This window comes from Enterobacter sp. D2 (assembly GCF_034427575.1).
GTDB classification, from domain to species: Bacteria; Pseudomonadota; Gammaproteobacteria; order Enterobacterales; family Enterobacteriaceae; genus Enterobacter; species Enterobacter cloacae_M.
This window is the reverse complement of the sequence record NZ_JAXQPP010000003.1, coordinates 125,126-148,016: the sequence shown is the minus strand read 5'-3', so window position 1 is coordinate 148,016 and position 22,891 is coordinate 125,126. Positions and strand designations below refer to the sequence as shown.

Sequence of the window (22,891 nt, the reverse complement as noted above, 5' to 3'; positions counted from 1 at the left end):
TCTGGCGGAGAAATCAGGGGGAAAGGCTGAAACATGGCGGACGTAAAAGCGGCGTGATGCTTTTTGGATCTTTTCGCGGGCCATTTTTAACCTGCATTTAGTGATATGGACAATTGGTTTCCTTCAGGACCCTTGGGAGAACTGAATCTATGGCCGAAACGCAAAACGATCCCCTGCTGCCGGGATACTCGTTTAACGCGCACCTTGTGGCGGGACTGACCCCTATCGAGGCTGAGGGATACCTCGACTTTTACGTCGACCGACCGCTCGGCATGAAAGGGTATATCCTCAATCTGACCGTGCGAGGAGAAGGGATCATCAAGAACGGTGACCAGCAGTTTGTCTGCCGCCCCGGCGATATCCTGCTGTTCCCGCCGGGGGAAATCCACCACTATGGCCGTCATCCCGATGCCAAAGAGTGGTATCACCAGTGGGTCTATTTCCGTCCGCGCGCCTACTGGCAGGAGTGGCTTTCGTGGCCAGCTATTTTTGCGCACACCGGTTTTTATCGCCCGGATGAGGTTCATCTGGCGCAGTTTCGCGAGCTTTTTGCGCAGATTATCGAGGCGGGACAGGCCGGTGGTCGTTACGCTGAACTGCTGGCGATTAACCTGCTCGAACAGCTGCTGCTTCGCCGCATGGAGGCGATTAACGAGTCGCTTAACCCCCCGCTGGACAACCGCGTGCGCGACGCCTGCCAGTACATCAGCGACCACCTGGCCGATAGCCAGTTCGATATCGCCAGCGTTGCTCAGCACGTCTGCCTGTCGCCGTCGCGGCTGTCGCATCTTTTCCGCCAGCAGCTGGGCGTCAGCGTGCTGAGCTGGCGCGAGGATCAGCGCATTAGCCAGGCAAAGCTGCTGCTCAGCACCACCCGGATGCCGATTGCCACCGTGGGACGCAACGTGGGCTTTGAGGATCAGCTCTATTTCTCCCGGGTATTTAAAAAATGCACCGGTGCCAGCCCGAGCGAATTCCGCGCGGGATGTGAATAAACGGTAAAAAAAGATAAACAAACAGGTGAATGCAGAAAGCAACCTGTAAACTATTCAGACAATTGTTGCCTTGACGTGGTGCGGGGCGCTAAGCAGAATCGCTGATTCGTTTTCTGACCGGAATAGTTATGCAGGCATTGCTGGAACACTTTATTACCCAGTCCGTTATGTACTCGCTCATCGCCGTGGCGCTGGTGGCGTTTCTGGAATCGCTGGCGCTGGTTGGGCTGATCCTGCCCGGCACCGTGATGATGGCAGGGCTTGGGGCGCTGATTGGCAGCGGCGAGGTTAATTTCTGGCAGGCGTGGCTGGCCGGGATAATCGGCTGCCTGCTCGGCGACTGGATCTCCTTCTGGCTGGGCTGGCGCTTTAAGAAGCCGCTGCACCGCTGGTCGTTCATGAAAAAGAACAAAGCCCTGCTGGATAAAACCGAGCATGCGCTGCATCAGCACAGCATGTTTACCATCCTCGTCGGCCGCTTTGTCGGGCCAACGCGTCCGCTGGTGCCGATGGTGGCGGGAATGCTGGATCTGCCCGTCGCAAAATTCGTGGTGCCGAACATTATCGGCTGCGTCTTCTGGCCGCCGTTCTACTTCCTGCCGGGGATCCTCGCGGGCGCTGCCATCGATATTCCTGACGGTATGCAAAGCGGTGAGTTTAAGTGGCTGCTGCTGGGTACGGCTGTGCTGCTGTGGCTGGCGGCATGGCTCTGCTGGCGGCTGTGGCGCAGCGCGAAAGCCAGCGTCGATCGTCTGACGCGCTATCTCCCGCGCACTCGTCTTTTGTGGCTGGCCCCGCTGACGCTGGGCGTGGCTGTGGTAGCCCTGGTCGCGCTGATTCGCCACCCGCTGATGCCTGTGTACGGTGAGATTTTATTGAAAGTGGTGAGCCGTTAAGGACTTTTTCCCTCTCCCTGTGGGAGAGGGCATCAGACGGCACGAATGCCCAACAGTGAAGACGCCCCCGCCTTACCGCTCAGCAGTTCTTCTGTTTTTCCATCCCACAAAATACGCCCTTCGGCAATCACTACCGATCGCGGGGCGATGCGGGCAGCATCCTCAATACTGTGTGAAACCATCAGCATCGTCAGCTGCTGGCGCTGACAAACGTCCTGCACCAGGGCGAGCATCTCCTGGCGCAGCGCGGGATCGAGCGCCGAGAACGGCTCATCCAGCAGCAGGATCGGCTGCTCGCGGACCAGACATCGCGCCAGCGCCACGCGCTGACGCTGGCCGCCGGAAAGCTCGCCCGGGAGCCTGTCGATGAACTCGTTGATCCCCATCTGGGCGGCAATGATCTCCAGCTTCTGGCGCTGGGCATCGTTCAGCCTGAGTCCCGGATGCATTCCCAGCGCGATGTTTTGCCGCACCGTCAGGTGGGTAAACAGGTTGTTTTCCTGAAACAGCATTGAGACCGGACGTTTTGCGGGCGGCGTGTGGGTATGATCTTGATTGTTAATGACGATCGCACCGCTTGCCGGCTGCAGAAAACCCGCAATCAGATTAAGCAGCGTGCTTTTTCCCGCGCCGCTTGGGCCAAGCACGGCGATCATCTCCCCCTGGCGCACGGAGAGCGTGAAGCGCATCGGCAGATGCTGGTAAAGCCAGGTTACATCAGTCAGTTTTAACATCACGCCCCGGAAGTTTTTCGATAACGGTAAATAAGGCAAAGCACAGCAGCAGCAGCAGCAGCGCGGTGACCGCGCCGTCCTGACTGCGATAAGAGCCGATCTGCTGATAGAGCCAGTATGGCAGCGTGCGGAAATCGTCATTGCCAAAGAGAGCCACCACGCCAAAATCCCCAATCGACAACACGCAGGCAAACGCCAGCGCCTGCGCCAGCGGGCGTTTTAGCGCGCGGAGTTCGACCACCCTCAGCCGCTGCCAGCCCTGCATACCCAGCGACTGGCACAGCAAACCGTAACGGCTGTTGACGTCGCGCATCGGGTTTTCCAGCACCTTAAGCGCGTAGGGGATGGCCATTAAGGCGTTGGTAAAAATCACAATGCCATCGGCGCTTTCCGGCAGGCCGATGGTGCTGTTGAACAGTAAAAAGAAGCCCGTCGCCAGCACGATGCCCGGCATCGCCAGAATCAGCATGCCCGTCAGCTCCAGCATTTGCCCGGCCTTACGGGCCTGCCGCGCGTAGAGTTCGCGGCTGCTCCACAGCAGCATCATGGTCAGCATGACGCACAGTAACCCTGCCGCCAGCGCGATACGCAGCGAGGTCCATGTCGCCTGCCAGAGGATGGGCTGTTGCAGGACGGAGATGAGATTGAGGTTCAGTCCGTCAACGATAACGGCCATCAGCGGCGGCAGCAGAAGCAGGAGCGCCAGCGCGATCAGGATAAAATCGATAACGCGGCTGTGCAGGCTGTCCTGCGGATCGCGCCAGCCGGTTATTTGATTACTGCCAGCGGGAATGGCTTTACTCAGCCGCTGGCTCACCAGCACCAGCACAAGGCAGCACGCCATCTGCACCATCGCCAGCAGCGCGGCGCGACCGGGATCGTAGTCGTAACTCAGCGCCTGATAAATCGCCAGCTCAATGGTGGTGGCCTGCGGCCCACCGCCGAGCGACAACACGGTGGCAAAGCTGGCAAAGCAGAGCATAAAGATTAACGCCGCGACGGGCGGGATCTGGCGGCGCAGCCACGGCCATTCGACAAAGCGGAAGAACGACACGCCGCGCATGCCGAGCTGGGCGGCAACCTGACGCTGCTCGCCGGGAATGTTCTCCAGCGCCTGCAAAAAGAGGCGGGTTGCCATCGGCATATTGAAAAACACGTGCGCCAGCAGAATGCCCTGCAGGCCGTAAGGAGAGAATGACCATTCCAGACCAAGCTGGTCGAACAGCGAAGCCAGCCAGCCCTGGCGACCGTAAACGCTGAGGATGCCAAATACCGCCACCAGCACGGGCAGGATCAGCGTCATGGCGCACAGGCGCAGCAGTGCCAGCCTGCCGGGAAAACGCCGCCGATACAGGGCGCGCGCCAGAAAAATGGCCGGAATCACCGACAGCAGGGCTGAAAGCGACGCCTGCCAGAAGGAGAACCGGATAACGTGCCAGAGGTAGCTGTCGTGCCAGAGGGCGAGCAGGTCGCTCTCTGGCGCGTTGAACCACAGTGCAAGAAAAGCCCCCAGGCTGACCGCCACCATCACTGTGGCGGCGAGCAGCCCGGGAAGTAACCAGCCGGGAATCAACGGCTGACGGCGCGTTGCCATTCACTTACCCATGCTGCACGCTGCGCGGCGACCTGCTGCGGCGTAAACTCCAGCGAGGTGTTTGGTTTGGTCAGCTGCTCGAAACCTACGGGCAGGGTAACGTTAGTGACCGGATACATCCAGTTGCCTGCGGGAATCGCATTCTGGAACGCCGGTGAAACCATAAACTTCAGGAACTTCTCGGCCAGCTCCGGCTGTTTGCTGGCAGCGGTACGCGCGGCCACTTCCACCTGCAGATAGTGCCCTTCAGCAAAATCAGCGGCAGCGTAGTTATCTTTCTTCTCGGCGATAATGTGGTAGGCCGGAGAGGTGGTGTAGCTCAGCACCAGGTCGCTTTCGCCTTTCAGGAACAGGCCATAGGCTTCGCTCCAGCCTTTGGTGACGGTGACGGTTTTAGCGGCCAGTTTCTGCCACGCCTCCGGCGCTTTATCCCCATAAACCTTTTGCATCCACAGCAGCAGGCCCAGGCCTGGCGTACTGGTGCGCGGATCTTCATAAATCACGCGCCATTTCTGGTCACTTTCCACCAGCTCTTTCAGGCTCTTCGGCGGGTTTTTCAGCTTATTTTTGTCGTAAACAAAAGCAAAGTAGCCATAGTCGAACGGCACAAAGGTGTCGTTTTTCCAGCCGCCCGGCACGTTAACGGCATTTGCCGCTACGCCGCTTTTGGCAAACAGTTTGGTTTGCGAGGCGGCTTCCAGCAGGTTGTTATCCAGCCCGAGCACCACGTCGGCCTTGCTGTTTTTCCCTTCCATACGCAGACGGTTGAGCAGCGACACGCCATCTTCCAGCGCCACGAACTTCAGCTCGCAGTTACAGTCCGCTTCAAAGGCTTTTTTAACCACCGGGCCAGGGCCCCAGTCGGCAGAGAAGGAGTCATAGGTGTAGACCGTCAGGACGGGCTTCGCAAAAGCAGGCAGCGCAAACAGCGCCAGCAGGGGAAGAACTTTTTTTAACACTTTGCACCTCAAAGTTGAGTGGCAAAGGATTTTGAGCAACAGCCTCAAATCCCTTCGCCGGCGTTATCCGGATCAGGTTCGACGGGTATTATCTCAGCGCACATCTTTGATGCAGCACCCCGTTGAGAACGGCGCTATTGTAATGATTTGGTGAATATTACGAAAGCGTTATGGCTCCGGCGGCGCAAACCAGGCGGATTTAAAATCAAACCAGCCCAGGGTGTTCATCCGCAGGCCGCGCATGCTGCGCTGGCCCTGGATCATCAGCCAGTGGTGGATCAACGGGACGATCGCCTGCTCGGCCAAAAGCTGCTGGCACCAGGCTGCAAGATTCATTTCGCCCGCGCGCCACAGGGCGGCATCCTGCTGCCAGTCACGGTCGATGCAGTGCTGGATCAGCGGGACTTCATACAAATGCGAGAAAAGGGAAAAATCGAGCGGCAGGGTAAAGTTGGCGCTGTTGAGCCAGATATCACTGGCGATCTCCCCCTGATGCCATTCGTCATAGTCTACTTCCCTGACCTCTAACCTGACCCCCTCGGCTGCCAGCAGCCGGGTCATGATTCTGGCGATAAAACGATGCTCCACGTGTTCGCGGTAGTAGGTCAGGGAGATGGACTCCAGCCCGGCGGGTTTGTCGCAGTGCACCGGGCGGGCGTGGTGCCAGCGCGGAAGCAGGCCGTACGCCGGGAACCAGTATGTCTGGTACTGCTCTTCCGCATGGTAGATCAGATTGGAAGGGGACAAAACGTGGCTGACCCACCTGCGGACGGCCTGGTTTGCCCCACGGTGGGTGCGGCGGTCAAACAGGAGATAGTAACACCCTTCCTCCAGGCGACTCTCCACGGCTTTTTCTCCCGTGGTGGGGCCTTCCAGCGTCAGCCCGCAGCTCAGGTCTTCATTGAGATCCGGCAATACCCAGACGTTCACTTCGTCGATCAGCGCCCGATAGCCAAAGTAGTCGTCGAACGCGCGGATTTTCAGCTGGTTGCTGTTATTGCGGGACACGGAGTAAGGCCCGGTACCAATCGGCAGGCTGGCAAAGTTGTTCATTGATTCCCACTCGCCGGGCAAAATCATCGACGGCACATAGCCCAGCAGCCAGGGAAGCCACTTATCCTGCTGCGACAGCTCGATATCCAGCGTCCAGGCCGTGGGCGAGTGGACGCGGGAGATATGCGAGTAGAGCGGTAGCCTGCGGGCACGTTCCAGAGAGGCGATGACGTCGTGCATTTCCAGCTCGCGGCCGTGGTGAAAGTGGATACCGGGGCGTAAAAAAAAGCGCCAGTGAAGCGGGGAAACCTGCTGCCAGTGGTGCGCGATATCCGCCTCCAGTTCCCCGTTTTCCTCATTTATGCGCGTCAGGCCGCTGAATATTTGCCGGGCCATGTGGGTTTCAGAGCGGCGTAAGGCCGTGCCGGGCAACAGATTTTTCATCGGACGGTAGTAGAGCACCCGCAGAATGTGTCGGCCCTGACGAAAGCTGCGCCCGAGATGGGAAACCAGCATCTGGCGCACGGCGGCTTTGTCGCCCACCAGCTGGACCAGCTGATCGATGCGATCCTGCTCGAGCAGATCTTCCGCGCGCTGCTGCTGCAGCGCCAGCCCGGTATAGAGGAAAGTCAGCCGCGAGCGTTTGCCGCGTCCCGCCTCCGCTTCCCAGCTTAACCAGCCCTGCTGCTGCATGGTGTTGAGCAGCGTGCGCATATGGCGGCGGGAGCAGCTAAGCAGGTCAGCCAGCTCGTTGAGCGTGGTCTCCTGCGATTGCCCCTCGCAGCACTGCCAGAGGCGGATAAACTGTTGTTGCAGACGACCGGAAGGCATAAAAGGGGAACTCCTGACAAAAAACCAGCAATTTATTTATCCCTATATTAGGCCAATAATTCTCCTCGATGAAGCGAGGAGGTAAATTATGAAGAGGTCTACCGCACGTCAGTTTTATCAGCAGTACTTTTCAGCGACAAAAGGATCGTCCTGGCTGGCCCGCCGGTGTGCAGAGCAACGGCTGAAAACGTTAGAAGAATTGATGCAGTGGGACGTTACGACACCGACCTCTTCCCGCTAACTCGCCTCGATCATGTGTGACTGAGTATTGGTGCTTATCACCCGCCAGCAAAATGTTTTTGCTGGCTTTTTTCGTTAACTATTCACTCAATTTCGATTCGCTTTCACAAGGACTTGCGCATGCTGTGGTTGATGACGATGGGGCGACGCCTGAACGGTGTGTATGCCGCTTTTATGCTGGTGGCCTTTATGATGGGCGTGGCGGGGGCGCTGCAGGCGCCGACGCTGAGCCTGTTTCTCAGCCGTGAGGTAGGGGCGCAGCCGTTTTGGGTCGGCCTGTTTTACACCGTTAACGCCATTGCCGGGATCCTGGTCAGCCTCGCGCTGGCGAAACGATCGGACAGCCAGGGCGATCGCCGCAGGCTGATCCTCTTTTGCTGCGCCATGGCCGTGGGTAACGCGCTGCTCTTTGCCTTCAACCGTCATTATCTGACGCTCATTACCTGCGGCGTGCTGCTGGCGTCGCTGGCGAACACCGCCATGCCGCAGCTGTTCGCGCTGGCCCGTGAATATGCGGATAACTCGGCGCGTGAAGTGGTGATGTTCAGCTCGGTGATGCGCGCCCAGCTTTCGCTGGCGTGGGTCATTGGCCCGCCGCTGGCCTTCATGCTGGCGTTGAACTACGGCTTTACCACCATGTTTTCCATCGCCGCCGGGATTTTTGTCATCAGCCTGGCGCTGATTGCCTTCGCGCTGCCGTCCGTGGCGCGCGTCGAACAGACGACGGATAAACCTGTCACCGAGGTGAGCGGCTGGCAGGACAAAAACGTCCGCATGCTGTTTATTGCCTCCACGCTGATGTGGACCTGCAACACCATGTACATCATCGATATGCCGCTGTGGATCAGCAGCGATCTGGGCCTGCCGGACAAGCTCGCGGGGATCTTAATGGGAACTGCCGCCGGGCTGGAAATTCCGGCAATGATTCTGGCGGGTTACTACGTTAAGCGGTTTGGAAAGCGCAGGATGATGATCGTCGCCGTGGCGGCCGGGGTGCTGTTCTACGCGGGGCTGATCCTTTTCCATTCGCGGGAAGCGTTGCTGGCTCTGCAGCTGTTTAACGCCGTGTTTATTGGGATTGTTGCCGGGATAGGCATGCTCTGGTTTCAGGATCTCATGCCCGGCCGTGCCGGCTCGGCGACCACGCTTTTTACCAACAGTATTTCAACCGGAGTGATTCTGGCTGGCGTGATTCAGGGGGCGCTGGCGCAAAGCTACGGCCATGCGTCAGTCTACTGGATGATTGCGGCGCTATCCGTCGTGACGCTCCTGCTGACCTGCCGCGTAAAAGACGTGTGATCGGATGAGTGAAACGGAGCCCGGGAACGCCGGGCTCTGCGAACCGTTTTATTCTGAATACTGATATTTACGCTGTGCGCGTAGCGTCAGGTACATATGAACGAGGCCCATGAAACCGTGTGCCCAGAAGTATGTCTCGATAAACACCGTCAGAAATTTATGCAAATCCAGGACGGATTCCGTGACGGACGAAACCGGCCCGAGCGTGGCGTTCAGCACGAACCAGGCCGCGCCGCAGAGTGCAACGCCCAGCAGCGCCAGCACGCCCAGACCTTGCACCGTTGCCGCCATACCGCCAGCATGCGCGTCAGGAAGCTGACGCTGCGCGAGGGTGCGAATATCGTCAACAATTCCGCGAAAATCCAGCGCCAGCCAGGCGAAGTAATACTTAAATCCGCGCTGGGTTAGCATCCATGCCATCATGGCAATGCCACAAAAAATTAAACCAAATCCGGAGATAACATGGATCCAGGTGACGATTCCGTTCAGCCCGGATTCGTGGAGGGCTTCACTTTCGGTGAAATTAGAATTGATAATCTGGGCCAGGACCAGTACGGCCACAAGAATGTGCAGTATGCGAAGAAAAGGCGTTTCTTTATGGGGAAGCGTATCGCGTAATGTTGGTTTCATCGCATTTTACCTCAATAATGAGAGAGCTGATGCGATGCAGTGTGACGCAGATTAATTAACGAAACCTTAACGATCGCTTGCGTCACACTGTATTTATGCGTTTCGATTAGCGGGCAGGATCAATATGCGTCATCACGTTCAGCACATTGAATTTTTGCATCACATTATTTCTGGCATTCACGGCAATCTGATGTCCTTCTTTTACGCTTAATTCGCCGTTTACTTCCAGATGAACATCGACAAGGGCTAAATCACCCATCTTGCGGGTTTTTAAATCATGGAGTCCGGTGACGCCCTCGGTTGCAAGAAGACACGTTTTGATGTCGTGCTCCAGTTCCGGCTCAAGCGAGCGGTCCATCAGATCGTGCAGGGCATCGGCAGCAAATTTGTAACCCATGTGGGCGATGAATACTCCGACAATCAGGGCCGCAATGAGGTCCATCGCGTGAAAACCCACTAAATTCCCGGCAATGCCGATGGCGACAACCACTGACGACGCTGCATCAGAACGGGCATGCCAGGCATTGGCTATCAGCAGCGAGGACTGAATACGTTTTCCCGTGGCAAACATGTATCGGAACAAGCTTTCCTTTACCACCAGCGCCAGAATCGCCACCCACAACGCGGCCCCTTTCACCAGCTGATGCGTATCGGGGTGAAGCAGTTTATTCCCTGCGGACCAGAGCATCCCGACCCCCACAAGCAGCAGAATAGCGCCAATAATGAGCTTTGCACCGTTTTCGAAACGCAGATGACCGTAATGATGATCGATATCAGAGGCTTTCTGACTCTTTTTATTCGCAATCAGAACGACAAAGTCGGAGGATAAATCGGAAAGAGAATGAATTCCATCAGCAATTAAACCTTGTGAGCCGGAAAATATTCCTGCAACTATCTGAAAGGCAGTGAGTAAACTATTTATTATTACGCTTACTAATGTGCATTTATGTATTTCCCGAGAACGGATATGAGACTCATTGCCATTTTTCTTTTCCATGATTTTTTCCGCTGCCAGCTGATTGAGCGGTTATTCTGCGCAGGAAACATTAAATTGACATTAAATATAACGTCATTAGTGGCTGGGTTTGGGAAGTATTTACAGAAGGAGACGGGTATCAAGATAAAACGCGGCCTGCAGAGTGGACTGCAGGCCGGAGGATTATTTCATAAATGCAGGTTGTTTGTTTTCGTAAGCGGCAATCGCCGCGTCGTGCTGGAGAGTTAAACCAATGCTGTCCAGACCGTTCAGCATGCAGTGACGGCGGAAGGCATCAATGCTGAAGCTGTAGGTCTTATCCCCGGCTTTCACCACTTCGGCTTCCAGATCCACTTCAAACGAAATGCCCGGATTCGCCTTAACCAGCGCGAACAACTCATCGACCTGTTCATCGCTCAGCGTGACGGGCAGCAGCTGGTTGTTGAAGCTATTGCCATAGAAGATATCCGCGAAGCTAGGGGCAATGACCACTTTAAAACCGTAGTCGGTGAGCGCCCACGGCGCGTGTTCACGGGATGAGCCGCAGCCAAAGTTTTCGCGTGCCAGCAAAATGGAGGCGCCTTTGTATTCCGGGAAGTTCAGAACGAATTCCGGATTAGGCACTTCTCCCTTATCGTCCAGGAAACGCCAGTCGTTAAACAGATGTGCGCCGAAACCGGTACGCGTCACTTTCTGCAGAAACTGTTTTGGAATAATAGCGTCAGTATCGACGTTAGCGGCGTCCAGCGGGACAACACGGCCCGTATGTTGGGTAAATTTCTCTGCCATGATTGTCTCCTTATTTCAGGCTGCGAATATCGGCGAAATGGCCGGTGACTGCCGCAGCGGCGGCCATTGCCGGGCTGACCAGATGGGTGCGCCCACCGCGGCCCTGACGGCCTTCAAAGTTACGGTTGCTGGTGGAGGCGCAGCGCTCGCCCGGATTCAGGCGATCGTTGTTCATGGCCAGACACATGGAGCAGCCGGGCAGGCGCCACTCGAAGCCCGCTTCGATAAAGATCTTATCCAGACCTTCGGCTTCCGCCTGGGCTTTCACCGGACCGGAGCCAGGTACCACCAGCGCCTGCACGCCCGGTGCCACTTTACGGCCTTTGGCAATCTCGGCGGCGGCACGCAAATCCTCGATACGGGAGTTGGTGCAGGAACCGATAAAGACTTTATCAATGGCGACATCGGTCAACGGCACGCCGGGCTTCAGCCCCATATAGGCCAGCGCTTTTTCGGCACTGGCGCGCTCGACCGGATCGGTAAAGGATGCCGGGTCTGGGATATTGTCGTTGACGGAAATTACCTGGCCCGGGTTGGTGCCCCAGGTCACCTGAGGCGCAATCTCTTCTGCCTGCAGCGTGACGACGGTGTCAAAGGCTGCGCCATCGTCGGTTTTCAGGGTTTTCCAGTACGCTACCGCGTCGTCAAAATCCTGATCTTTCGGCGCGTGCAGACGACCCTTCACGTAGTTGAAGGTGGTTTCGTCCGGCGCTACCAGACCGGCTTTTGCGCCCATCTCAATCGCCATATTGCACAGGGTCATGCGTCCCTCCATGCTCAGCGCCTGAATGGCTTCCCCGCAGAACTCGACAACATGACCGGTGCCGCCCGCGCTGCCGGTTTTACCGATGATGGCCAGCACGATGTCTTTTGCGGTAATACCCGGTGCGGCTTTACCCTTCACTTCAATCTTCATGGTTTTGGCGCGGCCCTGTTTCAGGGTCTGCGTTGCCAGGACATGTTCCACCTCGGACGTGCCAATCCCGAATGCCAGAGCGCCAAACGCGCCGTGGGTCGCGGTATGGGAGTCCCCGCAGACGATGGTCATGCCCGGCAGGGTGATCCCTTGCTCAGGCCCCATCACGTGGACGATCCCCTGGTACGGATGGTTCAGGTCGTACAGCTCAACGCCAAATTCCTTGCAGTTCTTAATCAGCTCCTGCATCTGGATACGGGCCATCTCACCCGAGGCATTAATGTCTTTGGTCTGGGTGGATACGTTGTGATCCATCGTCGCGAAGGTTTTACCCGGCTGACGTACCGGGCGCTTGTGCGCGCGCAGGCCGTCAAAGGCCTGAGGAGAGGTCACTTCGTGCACCAGATGACGGTCAATGTACAGCAGCGGGGTTTCGTTTGGCGCCTCGTAAACAACGTGCGCATCAAACAACTTTTCATATAACGTCTTAGCCATGATTACACCCCTTCAGCGACATAGCGGGCAATGATGTCGCCCATTTCATCGGTACTGACTGCCGCCGTGCCGCGTGCTAAATCGCCGGTACGGACGCCTTCTTCTAACGCCCGGTTAATGGCGTTTTCAATTGCGGTTGCCGCATCGCCTGCATCCAGGCTGTAGCGCAGCAGCAGGGCCAGGGAGAGGATCTGCGCAATAGGGTTGGCAATGTTTTTGCCTGCAATATCCGGCGCGGAGCCGCCCGCAGGCTCGTACAGGCCAAAGCCTTCTTCATTCAGGCTTGCGGAGGGCAGCATGCCCATCGAGCCGGTGATCATCGCGCACTCGTCAGAGAGGATATCGCCGAACAGGTTGGAGCACAGCAGCACGTCAAACTGGGACGGATCTTTAATCAGCTGCATGGTCGCATTGTCGATGTACATGTGCGACAGCGCGACGTCCGGGTACTGCTTAGCGACTTCACTGACGATCTCGCGCCACAAAATGGAGGACTGCAGCACGTTCGCTTTATCAATGGAGGTTACTTTATGGCGGCGTTTGCGCGCCGACTCGAACGCGATGTGGGCGATACGTTCGATTTCGAAACGGTGATACACCTCGGTGTCGAACGCTTTCTCGTGTTGTCCGCTGCCTTCGCGGCCTTTTGGCTGACCGAAGTAGATCCCGCCGGTCAGTTCACGCACGCACAGAATGTCGAAACCGTTGGCGGCGATATCCGCGCGCAGCGGGCAGAACTCTTCCAGACCCTGATACAGCTTCGCAGGACGCAGGTTGCTGAACAGCTTGAAATGTTTACGCAGCGGCAGCAGCGCGCCGCGCTCTGGCTGCTCTGCCGGCGGCAGGTGTTCCCATTTCGGGCCACCGACGGAACCAAACAGCACGGCATCGGCATTTTCGCAGCCTTCCACGGTCGCTTTTGGCAGCGGCGTGCCGTGGTTATCAATCGCAATACCGCCCACGTCATAGTGGCTGGTGGTGATTTTCATCGCAAAACGCGCGCGAACGGCTTCCAGTACTTTCAGCGCCTGTGCCATCACTTCCGGACCAATACCGTCGCCCGGCAACACAGCAATATGGTAATTCTTCGACATTACACGGTTTCCTTGTTGTTCTCTTTATTCTGAGCTTTGCGTTGCAACTCTTTTTCGACTTCGGCGGCGCGCCAGATGTTGTTCAGAACATGCACCATCGCTTTCGCGGAGGATTCAACGATATCGGTCGCCAGGCCCACGCCGTGGAAGCGGCGGCCATTGTGGGTAACAACAATGTCGACCTGACCCAGTGCATCTTTGCCGTGGCCCTTGGCCGTCAGGTCATATTTCACCAGCTCAACGTCGTACTCGGTGACGCGATTAATCGCCTGGTAGATGGCATCGACAGGGCCGTTACCGTTAGCGGCCTCTGCTTTAATTTCATCCCCGCAGGCCAGTTTGACCGAGGCGGTTGCGATGTCGCTGGAGCCGGACTGCACGTTGAAGTAATCCAGACGGAAGTGCTCCGGCTCTTCCTGCTGCTTGTTAATAAAGGCCAGCGCTTCCAGGTCATAGTCGAACACCTGACCTTTTTTGTCGGCCAGCTTCAGGAACGCGTCGTACAGCTGATCCATGTTGTAATCGCTGTCCTTATAACCCATCTCTTCCATACGGTGTTTAACCGCGGCGCGACCGGAACGGGAGGTCAGGTTCAGCTGTACCTGATTCAGGCCAATGGATTCCGGAGTCATGATTTCGTAGTTTTCACGGTTCTTCAGGACGCCATCCTGGTGAATACCGGAGGAGTGCGCGAAGGCGCCGGTACCGACAATCGCTTTGTTAGCCGGAATCGGCATGTTGCATATCTGGCTGACGGTCTGGCTGGTGCGCCAGATTTCGTTGTGATTGATGCGGGTGTGCACGTCCATAATGTCTTTGCGCACTTTGATCGCCATGATCACTTCTTCCAGCGAACAGTTGCCCGCGCGTTCACCTATACCGTTCATCGCGCCTTCTACCTGACGTGCGCCAGCGTGGACGGCGGCGATGGCATTACCCACGGCCAGACCCAAATCATCGTGGGTGTGGACGGAGATAATTGCTTTATCAATATTCGGCACGCGGTCATACAGGCCGGTGATGATGCTGGAGAACTCAAACGGCATGGTGTAGCCGACGGTGTCCGGGATGTTGATGGTTTTCGCACCCGCGTTGATGGCGGCTTCCACAACGCGTGCCAGGTCTTCGATTGGCGTACGGCCCGCATCTTCACAGGAGAATTCAACGTCATCGGTATAGTTGCGTGCGCGCTTAACCATGTAAACCGCACGCTCAATCACCTCATCCAGCGTGCTGCGCAGCTTGGTTGCGATGTGCATAGGCGAGGTGGCAATAAAGGTGTGGATACGGAACGCTTCGGCGACCTTCAGCGACTCGGCGGCGACGTCGATGTCTTTCTCTACGCAGCGCGCCAGGGCACAGACGCGGCTGTTTTTAATGGTGCGCGCAATGGTCTGTACGGATTCGAAATCACCCGGGGAAGAGACAGGGAAACCGACCTCCATCACGTCGACACCCATACGTTCGAGAGCCAGCGCGATCTGCAGTTTCTCTTTTACACTCAGGCTTGCCTGTAATGCCTGTTCACCGTCACGTAAAGTAGTATCGAAAATAATGACTTGCTGGCTCATGGGTTAGGTCCTTGTCAGTCTTAGGGCGCCTTGCTACGAGCATAAAAAAACCCGCGCAGTGGCGCGGGTTTTTAGTCTTACTGGTGACGATTCAACGCTGAATTTCGCCCGCCAGTCTACCGCGCACAGTGGATGCGTTTAGTAGTAGTAGACCGGTGAAACGAATGGTGCGTGTCATGAATCGTGCTCCGTTAAATTCAATATGCTTTTAGTGGTACTGGATACGGCTGTTCATGTCAACCCCTGAGGATGAAAACGGGCCCGACAGACGGAATCAACAGGATATTCACTTTAGCTAATTGTGCTGGTTTTAGCTTTTCCTGCCCGACTAATTGTCTAATTTTGGACTTAAGAAAAGAGTTGCAGAAACAAATGAATATAATTGTTTAAAAATGAGTGAAATGTCATGAAGAGGATGCTTTATGCTTAAAGATTTTGGATATCATTAAGTTATAAATGCAGTGAATCTATTTCTGAGTGCTAAAAAACGAACAGAGATAACAGGTTGTTAACTAACTGTAGGGAGATAGCAATAACAGTTTAATAATGCTTAAGTCATCATTAACCTGATGGCAATTGTATATTTGTTTGGTTTATGGTTTCATTCAGATCCTAAAGTCAAACATATCTTTTTTGCTCATTAATTTTCGTTAGTATAGAGTCTTTATATATTCCGAATTTTAAATAATTCTCTTTCGCTGATCGTATTTGCATGATAAATCATATTTTTCGAGATTATTACAGTACGTTGGCAAAGGAGTGTAGCGTGACAGTGGAGTCAGAAGTGCCAGAAAATAATATTAAACAGTCTCAAGCTACTGATGGGATTAAACCGCAGTTACGCACGGTGGATCTGAATCTTCTGACGGTGTTTGATGCGGTTATGCAGGAACAGAATATCACCCGCGCGGCTCAAGCGTTGGGGATGTCACAACCTGCGGTGAGTAATGCCGTCGCCAGACTTAAGCTCATGTTTAACGACGAATTATTTGTTCGCTACGGGAGGGGGATCCAGCCTACGGCACGCGCATTCCAGCTGTTCGGCTCCATCCGCCAGGCGTTGCAACTGGTCCAAAATGAGCTGCCGGGATCGGGCTTTGAACCTTTAAGCAGCGAGCGCGTATTTCATCTTTGTGTCTGCAGCCCATTAGATAATTATTTAACGTCAATTATCTATAATAAAGTTGAAGAGATCGCACCAAATATCCATCTTGTTTTTAAATCATCTCTGAATCAAAACACGGAACATCAGTTACGCTATCAGGAGATCGAATTCGTTCTCGGATATGAAGAGTTCCGTCGTCCGGAATTTTCCTGCGTGCCGCTGTTTAAAGATGAAATGGTTCTGGTCGCCAGTAAAAAACACCCGCGCCTGAATTCTCCGCTGCGAGAAAACGATGTTTATAACGAGCAGCACGCCGTTGTTGCGCTCGACAGATATGCTTCCTTTAGCCTGCCGTGGTATGACACTGCGGATAAACAGGCGAGCGTGGCTTATCAGGGCATGGCCATGGTCAGCGTATTAAACGTGGTTTCCCAGACACAGCTGGTGGCAATTGCGCCGCGCTGGCTGGCAGAAGAGTTTTCTGACCCTTTAAATCTGCAAATTTTGCCTCTGCCGCTCAAGCTAAATAGCCGTACCTGTTATCTTTCCTGGCATGAAGCGGCGGGCCGGGATAAAGGACATCAGTGGATGGAAGAGTTGCTGGTTGGCATCTGCCGCCGGTAAATGCATCAGGATAAATCGCATTGGTTTATGTGATTTATCCTGAGTTTTTCTGGATACTTGATATTTTGTTCTGTGAATCTTTTTTTCTGACTGCTCTCCGGCGCGCAAAAATAGATGATTTCCTGCATTGTCGCGGTTTTCAGCGATGATTTATCACCCCATCCTCTATTCCCAGAGGAATTAACCATATCTTCTGATAACGGCTGCTTTTTCTGCTTTACACAGCGTTTATCTCACCGGGTTTGCTAATTGCCTGCCTCATAACGAGCGGTTAAGGTAAAGAACACTCTGCAAAATATAAGATTGGTTTATCCCAATCGTAAGACGGTGCGGAAATGAATTCGGCAGTCCGTCTATAACAAAATGCCTGGAGGCAAAGCATGGAGATGTTGTCTGGCGCGGAAATGGTCGTTCGGTCGCTGATCGATCAGGGCGTAAAGCAAGTGTTCGGCTACCCTGGCGGTGCGGTCCTCGATATTTATGATGCGCTGCATACGGTTGGGGGCATTGACCATGTTCTGGTACGTCACGAGCAGGCGGCGGTACACATGGCTGACGGCCTGGCACGTGCGACGGGTGAAGTGGGCGTGGTATTAGTCACGTCCGGCCCCGGCGCGACAAACGCCATTACCGGCATTGCGACGGCCTATATGGACTCCATTCCGCTGGTGATCCTCTCCGGGCAGGTGGCAACCTCACTGATTGGCTACGATGCGTTTCAGGAGTGCGACATGGTCGGGATTTCGCGTCCCGTTGTGAAGCACAGCTTTCTGGTCAAGCAAACAGAAGACATTCCCGGCATACTGAAAAAAGCCTTCTGGCTGGCGGCGAGCGGACGCCCGGGACCGGTGGTGGTCGATCTGCCTAAAGATATTCTCAACCCGGCAAACAAGCTGCCTTATGTCTGGCCGGAATCGGTCAGCATGCGCTCTTATAACCCCACAACGCAGGGGCATAAAGGTCAGATCAAGCGAGCGTTGCAAACGCTTCTGGCCGCCAAAAAACCGGTGGTCTATGTCGGTGGCGGGGCGATCAACTCTGCCTGTGAAGCCCAGCTTCGTGAACTGATTGAAAAGCTTAACCTTCCCGTTGCGTCGTCGCTGATGGGGCTGGGGGCGTTCCCTGCCACCCATCGTCAGGCGCTGGGGATGCTGGGTATGCACGGTACCTATGAAGCCAACATGACAATGCATCATTCCGATGTGATCTTTGCCGTCGGCGTGCGCTTTGACGATCGCACCACCAACAACCTGGCGAAGTATTGTCCGAACGCCACCGTGCTGCACATTGATATCGATCCAACGTCAATTTCAAAAACGGTGTCGGCTGATGTGCCGATCGTCGGCGATGCCCGTCAGGTTCTGGAGCAAATGCTGGACCTGCTGACCCAGGAGAGTGTAACCCAGCCGCTGGATGAGATCCGCGACTGGTGGCAGCAAATTGAACAGTGGCGCGCGCGTCAGTGCCTGAAATATGACACGCAAAGTGAAAACATTAAGCCGCAGGCGGTCATTGAAGCGGTGTGGCGACTGACGAAAGGTGAGGCGTACGTGACCTCAGACGTGGGGCAGCATCAGATGTTTGCCGCCCTGTATTACCCGTTTGATAAACCGCGACACTGGATCAACTCCGGTGGTTTAGGAACCATGGGCTTCGGTCTGCCTGCCGCGCTGGGCGTGAAGCTGGCGCTGCCGAATGAAACTGTCGTCTGCGTGACGGGGGACGGCAGTATTCAGATGAACATTCAGGAGCTGTCTACCGCGCTGCAGTATGAACTGCCGGTACTGGTGCTGAACCTGAATAACGGGTATCTCGGTATGGTCAAGCAGTGGCAGGATATGATCTACTCTGGCCGCCACTCCCAGTCCTACATGAAATCGCTGCCGGATTTTGTTCGTCTTGCTGAAGCTTATGGCCACGTAGGCATGCGGGTGACCGATCCGGCCGAACTGGAAACGAAACTCGCACAGGCGCTTGAGCACGTTAAAAACAACCGCCTCGTCTTTATGGATGTAATTGTTGATGGAACCGAGCACGTTTATCCGATGCATATTCGTGGTGGTGGTATGGATGAAATGTGGTTAAGCAAAACGGAGAGAACCTGATATGCGCCGGATATTATCTGTTTTACTGGAAAACGAGTCTGGCGCACTGTCGCGCGTCATTGGCCTTTTTGCGCAGCGCGGCTATAACATTGAAAGCCTGACCGTTGCCCCGACGGAAGACCCGACGCTGTCGCGCATGACGATCCAAACCGTCGGCGATGCCAAAGTACTTGAGCAAATTGAAAAACAGCTGCATAAGCTGGTCGACGTACTGCGCGTGAGCGAGCTAGGGCAAGGTGCCTACGTTGAACGTGAGGTCATGCTGGTGAAAATCCAGGCCAGCGGCTACGGGCGTGATGAAGTCAAACGCAATGCGGATATTTTCCGCGGACAGATTATCGACGTCACGCCTTCTCTTTATACGGTTCAGCTGGTCGGTACAAGCGACAAGCTGGATGCTTTCCTGGCGTCCGTGCGGGATGTCGCAAAAATTGTCGAGGTCGCGAGATCGGGGGTTGTGGGTCTGTCACGCGGCGAGAAAATCATGCGTTAGTTGTCAAAAAGGTTCGCCTCTTTCTGCCCGGTCACCAAAGCCGGGCTTTTTTTTGCGTAATCAGCCGACAACGCAGATAAAAGCGGTTGCCGCGAAGGCTTTTCTGCGTTTAGATGTTAAAAGATTTAACCATAACCTTGACAGGGCCATGGACTCTTTTCTTTTTTTAAGGGGCAATTGTGAAACTGGATGAAATCGCCCGGCTAGCCGGCGTGTCACGAACAACGGCCAGCTATGTGATTAACGGTAAAGCAAAGCAGTACCGTGTCAGCGACAAGACCGTTGAAAAAGTTATGGCGGTGGTTCGTGAGCATAACTACCATCCGAATGCTGTCGCAGCCGGTCTGCGTGCCGGGCGTACCCGCTCTATTGGTCTGGTGATCCCTGACCTGGAAAACACCAGCTATACCCGTATCGCCAACTATCTTGAACGTCAGGCGCGCCAGCGCGGCTATCAGTTGCTGATTGCCTGCTCGGAAGACCAGCCCGACAACGAGATGCGCTGCATTGAGCATCTCCTCCAGCGCCAGGTGGATGCAATCATCGTGTCGACCTCCTTGCCGCCAGAGCATCCGTTCTACCAGCGCTGGGCGAACGACCCGTTCCCAATCGTTGCGCTGGATCGCGCGCTCGATCGCGAGCATTTCACCAGCGTCGTGGGTGCGGATCAGGATGATGCAGAAATGCTGGCCGCAGAGCTGAGAACGTTCCCCGCAGAGACAGTGCTGTATCTTGGCGCGTTGCCCGAGCTTTCCGTGAGCTTCCTGCGCGAGCAGGGATTCAGAACCGCCTGGAAAGACGATCCGCGCGAGGTCCACTACCTCTATGCCAATAGCTACGAGCGTGAAGCCGCGGCGCAGCTGTTCGAAAAATGGCTGGAAACGCACCCAATGCCTCAGGCGCTGTTCACCACCTCGTTTGCGCTGTTGCAGGGCGTCATGGATGTGACCTTACGCCGTGAAGGTAAACTGCCCTCCGATCTGGCGATTGCCACGTTCGGGGATAACGAGCTGCTCGACTTCCTCCAGTGCCCGGTGCTGGCGGTAGCACAGCGTCACCGCGATGTGGCTGAACGCGTGCTGGAGATTGTGCTGGCAAGTCTGGATGAGCCGCGCAAACCGAAGCCGGGCCTGACGCGGATCAAACGTAATCTCTACCATCGCGGAATTTTAAGCCGCCAAAAATGAAATGACTGGGGCGGCGAAATCTGCCCCATTTTGTTGCGATAATTCGTGCGCATAATTCCCGGAGAGAAATTAGGATAATTCTTGAGAAATCCTAATCGCCTATTTTCTTAATTCATTCCTGCTTTTAAATTGGCCCTTTAAAGAACGTCCGGGCGATTTTAAACAGCCATCTTTGTATTAATTTGTTACAAACCCTCTTCGGCCGATGAATATTCAGACGTTTTTGCTCCTCCTTTGTCAGCTTAAGTGGCAACCGCCGCGCTTACCGGGTGCCCGAGTGAATCTGGCGCTGTTATCCCCTGAGAATCTGTCATAAAATGCTGCCCGCGTCGCAAACTGACACTTTATATTTATCTGCGATGATATTGAGTGAGCTTTAACGCTAGTGTGCATATTCGGTTTTTTTCTTACAAATATTCATAACGTTAATTTTGCCTCGCCAGTTGTGCAGTTATTAACCAGGACTGTTTATCTCTGTAAATAGAGGGCTTTCGGGTCCTTATAGGGAGAGTCCTGGCTTGACAAGCTTTTCCCTCGCTCCGTAAACTCCTTTAGGTGGGAATTTGTGGGTTAAAGTGGTGAGGAGGGGTGAGACTGGCATGTTCCGTGGAGCTACGTTAGTCAATCTCGACAGCAAAGGGCGTTTATCGGTACCAACCCGATACCGCGACCAGCTGATTGAGAACGCTGCGGGTCAAATGGTTTGCACCATTGACATTAACTCCCCCTGCCTGCTGCTTTACCCCTTGCCTGAATGGGAAATTATTGAGCAAAAGCTGTCGCGACTGTCGAGCATGAACCCGCAGGAACGCCGCGTGCAGCGGCTTTTATTGGGACATGCCAGTGAATGTCAGATGGATAACGCAGGGCGATTACTGATTGCGCCTGTGTTGCGGCAACATGCCGGTCTGACCAAAGAAGTGATGCTGGTCGGGCAGTTCAACAAGTTTGAACTGTGGGATGAAACGACCTGGTATCAACAGGTCAAGGAAGATATCGACGCTGAGCAGTCTGATTCCGCGACATTATCGGAACGGCTGCAGGACTTGTCTCTATAAATATGATGGAAAATTATAAACATAAAACGGTGTTACTGGACGAGGCCGTTAACGGTCTGAATATTCGTCCGGATGGCATCTACATTGATGGCACGTTTGGTCGCGGTGGTCACTCGCGTTTGATTCTCTCCCAGCTTGGAGAGGAAGGACGTCTGCTGGCAATCGATCGCGATCCGCAGGCAATTGCCGTTGCACAGACCATCAATGATCCACGCTTTTCCATCGTGCATGGACCTTTCTCTGCGCTCGCGGATTATGTTGCCGAGCGCGGCCTGACGGGCAAGATCGACGGGATTCTTCTAGATCTTGGCGTCTCTTCACCCCAACTTGATGATGCTGAACGTGGTTTCTCCTTTATGCGTGATGGTCCGCTGGACATGCGGATGGACCCGACGCGCGGTCAGTCTGCCGCTGAGTGGTTACAGACCGCTGACGAAGCAGACATAGCATGGGTCATCAAAACGTTTGGCGAAGAGCGCTTTGGCAAACGTATTGCGCGCGCCATCGTTGAGCGCAATCGCATTGAGCCAATGACCCGCACCAAAGAGTTGGCTGAGGTGATCGCGGCGGCGACACCGGTGAAGGATAAGCACAAACATCCCGCGACCCGTACCTTCCAGGCGGTTCGCATCTGGGTAAACAGTGAACTGGAGGAAATAGAGCTGGCGCTAAAAAGCTCGCTCGACGTGCTGGCCCCGGGTGGGCGGTTATCCATCATCAGCTTCCATTCGCTGGAAGACCGTATTGTGAAACGCTTTATGCGTGAACAAAGCCGCGGTCCACAGGTGCCAGCGGGGCTGCCGATGACGGAAGAACAACTCAGGAAGCTGGGTGGCCGTCAGTTGCGAGCATTAGGCAAGTTGATGCCGGGCGAAGAAGAAGTGGCAGAGAATCCACGCGCCCGTAGTTCAGTGCTGCGTGTTGCAGAGAGGACGAACGCATGATCGGCAGAGTGACAGAGACCCTAAGCAAAGTTAAGGATTCGTTAGGAAGCAACGAGCGCCATGCCTTGCCTGGCGTGATCGGCGACGATCTTTTGCGGTTTGGGAAACTGCCACTCTGTCTGTTCATTTGCATCATTGTCACGGCAGTTACGGTGGTGACCACCGCCCACCATACACGTTTATTGACTGCGCAACGCGAGCAGATGGTACTGGAACGCGATGCGCTGGATATTGAATGGCGAAATCTGATCCTTGAAGAAAACGCGCTCGGCGATCACAGCCGGGTTGAACGGATCGCAACGGAAAAGCTGCAACTGCAGCATGTTGATCCTTCGCAGGAAAATATCGTAGTACAAAAATAAG

At 55.0% G+C, this 22,891-nt stretch carries 22 protein-coding genes and 1 riboswitch; of the genes, 11 read left to right on the top strand and 11 right to left on the bottom strand.

Going from position 1 to position 22,891, the window contains the following annotated elements; translation table 11 throughout:
- Positions 1–149 precede the first annotated feature (149 nt).
- The gene (gene araC / locus SPG90_RS16130; RefSeq protein WP_023310373.1) at positions 150–995 is read left to right on the top strand and encodes an arabinose operon transcriptional regulator AraC; all 846 of its coding nucleotides are present in this window, start codon (positions 150–152) and stop codon (positions 993–995) included.
- A gap of 128 nt (positions 996–1,123) precedes the next feature.
- Positions 1,124–1,891, top strand: a complete 768-nt coding sequence (locus tag SPG90_RS16125) for a DedA family protein (RefSeq protein ID WP_023310374.1) — start codon at positions 1,124–1,126, stop codon at positions 1,889–1,891.
- Positions 1,892–1,923: 32 nt separating this feature from the next.
- On the opposite strand, the gene thiQ is transcribed toward SPG90_RS16125, so the two are convergent.
- From thiQ to sgrR, 4 genes are all read right to left on the bottom strand, one after another.
- Entirely contained in the window at positions 1,924–2,625 is a 702-nt protein-coding gene (gene thiQ, locus SPG90_RS16120; RefSeq protein WP_033144617.1) for a thiamine ABC transporter ATP-binding protein ThiQ, read from the bottom strand.
- Complete coding sequence (gene thiP / locus SPG90_RS16115; protein WP_045400990.1) at positions 2,609–4,219, bottom strand: thiamine/thiamine pyrophosphate ABC transporter permease ThiP; 1,611 nt, start codon at positions 4,217–4,219, stop codon at positions 2,609–2,611. The genes thiQ and thiP overlap by 17 nt, the downstream gene beginning before the upstream one ends.
- Positions 4,195–5,178, bottom strand: coding sequence for a thiamine ABC transporter substrate binding subunit (thiB, locus tag SPG90_RS16110; RefSeq protein WP_045400991.1), 984 nt, complete (start codon positions 5,176–5,178; stop codon positions 4,195–4,197). The genes thiP and thiB overlap by 25 nt, the downstream gene beginning before the upstream one ends.
- Positions 5,179–5,209: 31 nt before the next feature.
- Positions 5,210–5,310: riboswitch (TPP riboswitch) on the bottom strand.
- 36 nt (positions 5,311–5,346) lie between these two features.
- Positions 5,347–7,002 (bottom strand): HTH-type transcriptional regulator SgrR, encoded by a 1,656-nt coding sequence (gene sgrR, locus SPG90_RS16105; RefSeq protein ID WP_047173699.1) that lies wholly within the window; start codon positions 7,000–7,002, stop codon positions 5,347–5,349.
- Positions 7,003–7,090: 88 nt separating this feature from the next.
- On the opposite strand from sgrR, the gene sgrT reads away from it, so the two are divergent.
- Together sgrT and SPG90_RS16095 are read left to right on the top strand one after the other, a co-directional pair.
- Positions 7,091–7,243: a glucose uptake inhibitor SgrT gene (gene sgrT / locus SPG90_RS16100; RefSeq protein WP_023334488.1), complete on the top strand. Its 153-nt coding sequence runs from the start codon at positions 7,091–7,093 to the stop codon at positions 7,241–7,243.
- Positions 7,244–7,362: 119 nt separating this feature from the next.
- The gene (locus SPG90_RS16095) at positions 7,363–8,541 is read left to right on the top strand and encodes a sugar efflux transporter (RefSeq protein WP_023310380.1); all 1,179 of its coding nucleotides are present in this window, start codon (positions 7,363–7,365) and stop codon (positions 8,539–8,541) included.
- 48 nt (positions 8,542–8,589) lie between these two features.
- Here SPG90_RS16095 and SPG90_RS16090 read toward each other — a convergent pair whose 3' ends face one another.
- From SPG90_RS16090 to leuL, 7 genes are all read right to left on the bottom strand, one after another.
- Complete coding sequence (locus SPG90_RS16090; RefSeq protein WP_045400998.1) at positions 8,590–9,171, bottom strand: cytochrome b/b6 domain-containing protein; 582 nt, start codon at positions 9,169–9,171, stop codon at positions 8,590–8,592.
- 106 nt (positions 9,172–9,277) lie between these two features.
- Positions 9,278–10,168 carry a cation diffusion facilitator family transporter gene (locus tag SPG90_RS16085; protein WP_322408233.1) on the bottom strand — a complete coding sequence of 297 codons (891 nt, stop codon included), beginning with the start codon at positions 10,166–10,168 and terminating at the stop codon, positions 9,278–9,280.
- 162 nt (positions 10,169–10,330) lie between these two features.
- Positions 10,331–10,936, bottom strand: coding sequence for a 3-isopropylmalate dehydratase small subunit (leuD, locus tag SPG90_RS16080; RefSeq protein WP_039260825.1), 606 nt, complete (start codon positions 10,934–10,936; stop codon positions 10,331–10,333).
- Between the two features lie 10 nt (positions 10,937–10,946).
- Positions 10,947–12,347: a 3-isopropylmalate dehydratase large subunit gene (leuC, locus tag SPG90_RS16075; protein ID WP_047173696.1), complete on the bottom strand. Its 1,401-nt coding sequence runs from the start codon at positions 12,345–12,347 to the stop codon at positions 10,947–10,949.
- Positions 12,348–12,349: 2 nt separating this feature from the next.
- A complete protein-coding gene (leuB, locus tag SPG90_RS16070) occupies positions 12,350–13,441 on the bottom strand; it encodes a 3-isopropylmalate dehydrogenase (RefSeq protein WP_023310385.1) in 1,092 nt (363 codons plus the stop codon).
- Positions 13,441–15,012, bottom strand: a complete 1,572-nt coding sequence (leuA, locus tag SPG90_RS16065; RefSeq protein ID WP_023310386.1) for a 2-isopropylmalate synthase — start codon at positions 15,010–15,012, stop codon at positions 13,441–13,443. The genes leuB and leuA overlap by 1 nt, the downstream gene beginning before the upstream one ends.
- 91 nt (positions 15,013–15,103) lie before the next feature.
- Positions 15,104–15,190 (bottom strand): leu operon leader peptide, encoded by an 87-nt coding sequence (gene leuL, locus SPG90_RS22390; protein ID WP_071786497.1) that lies wholly within the window; start codon positions 15,188–15,190, stop codon positions 15,104–15,106.
- A 606-nt stretch (positions 15,191–15,796) separates the two neighbouring features.
- On the opposite strand from leuL, the gene leuO reads away from it, so the two are divergent.
- From leuO to ftsL, 7 genes are all read left to right on the top strand, one after another.
- Complete coding sequence (gene leuO, locus SPG90_RS16060) at positions 15,797–16,741, top strand: transcriptional regulator LeuO (RefSeq protein WP_029741223.1); 945 nt, start codon at positions 15,797–15,799, stop codon at positions 16,739–16,741.
- Between the two features lie 380 nt (positions 16,742–17,121).
- On the top strand, positions 17,122–18,846 hold the full coding sequence (ilvI, locus tag SPG90_RS16055; RefSeq protein ID WP_023310388.1) for an acetolactate synthase 3 large subunit: 1,725 nt from the start codon (positions 17,122–17,124) through the stop codon (positions 18,844–18,846).
- 1 nt (position 18,847) lies between these two features.
- Entirely contained in the window at positions 18,848–19,339 is a 492-nt protein-coding gene (gene ilvN, locus SPG90_RS16050) for an acetolactate synthase small subunit (RefSeq protein WP_023310389.1), read from the top strand.
- Positions 19,340–19,518: 179 nt separating this feature from the next.
- Complete coding sequence (gene cra, locus SPG90_RS16045; protein WP_008501993.1) at positions 19,519–20,526, top strand: catabolite repressor/activator; 1,008 nt, start codon at positions 19,519–19,521, stop codon at positions 20,524–20,526.
- A 599-nt stretch (positions 20,527–21,125) separates the two neighbouring features.
- Positions 21,126–21,584 carry a division/cell wall cluster transcriptional repressor MraZ gene (gene mraZ / locus SPG90_RS16040; protein ID WP_021240528.1) on the top strand — a complete coding sequence of 153 codons (459 nt, stop codon included), beginning with the start codon at positions 21,126–21,128 and terminating at the stop codon, positions 21,582–21,584.
- Positions 21,585–21,586: 2 nt separating this feature from the next.
- A complete protein-coding gene (rsmH, locus tag SPG90_RS16035; RefSeq protein WP_021240527.1) occupies positions 21,587–22,528 on the top strand; it encodes a 16S rRNA (cytosine(1402)-N(4))-methyltransferase RsmH in 942 nt (313 codons plus the stop codon).
- On the top strand, positions 22,525–22,890 hold the full coding sequence (gene ftsL / locus SPG90_RS16030) for a cell division protein FtsL (protein WP_008501989.1): 366 nt from the start codon (positions 22,525–22,527) through the stop codon (positions 22,888–22,890). The genes rsmH and ftsL overlap by 4 nt, the downstream gene beginning before the upstream one ends.
- The last annotated feature ends 1 nt before the right edge of the window (position 22,891 follow it).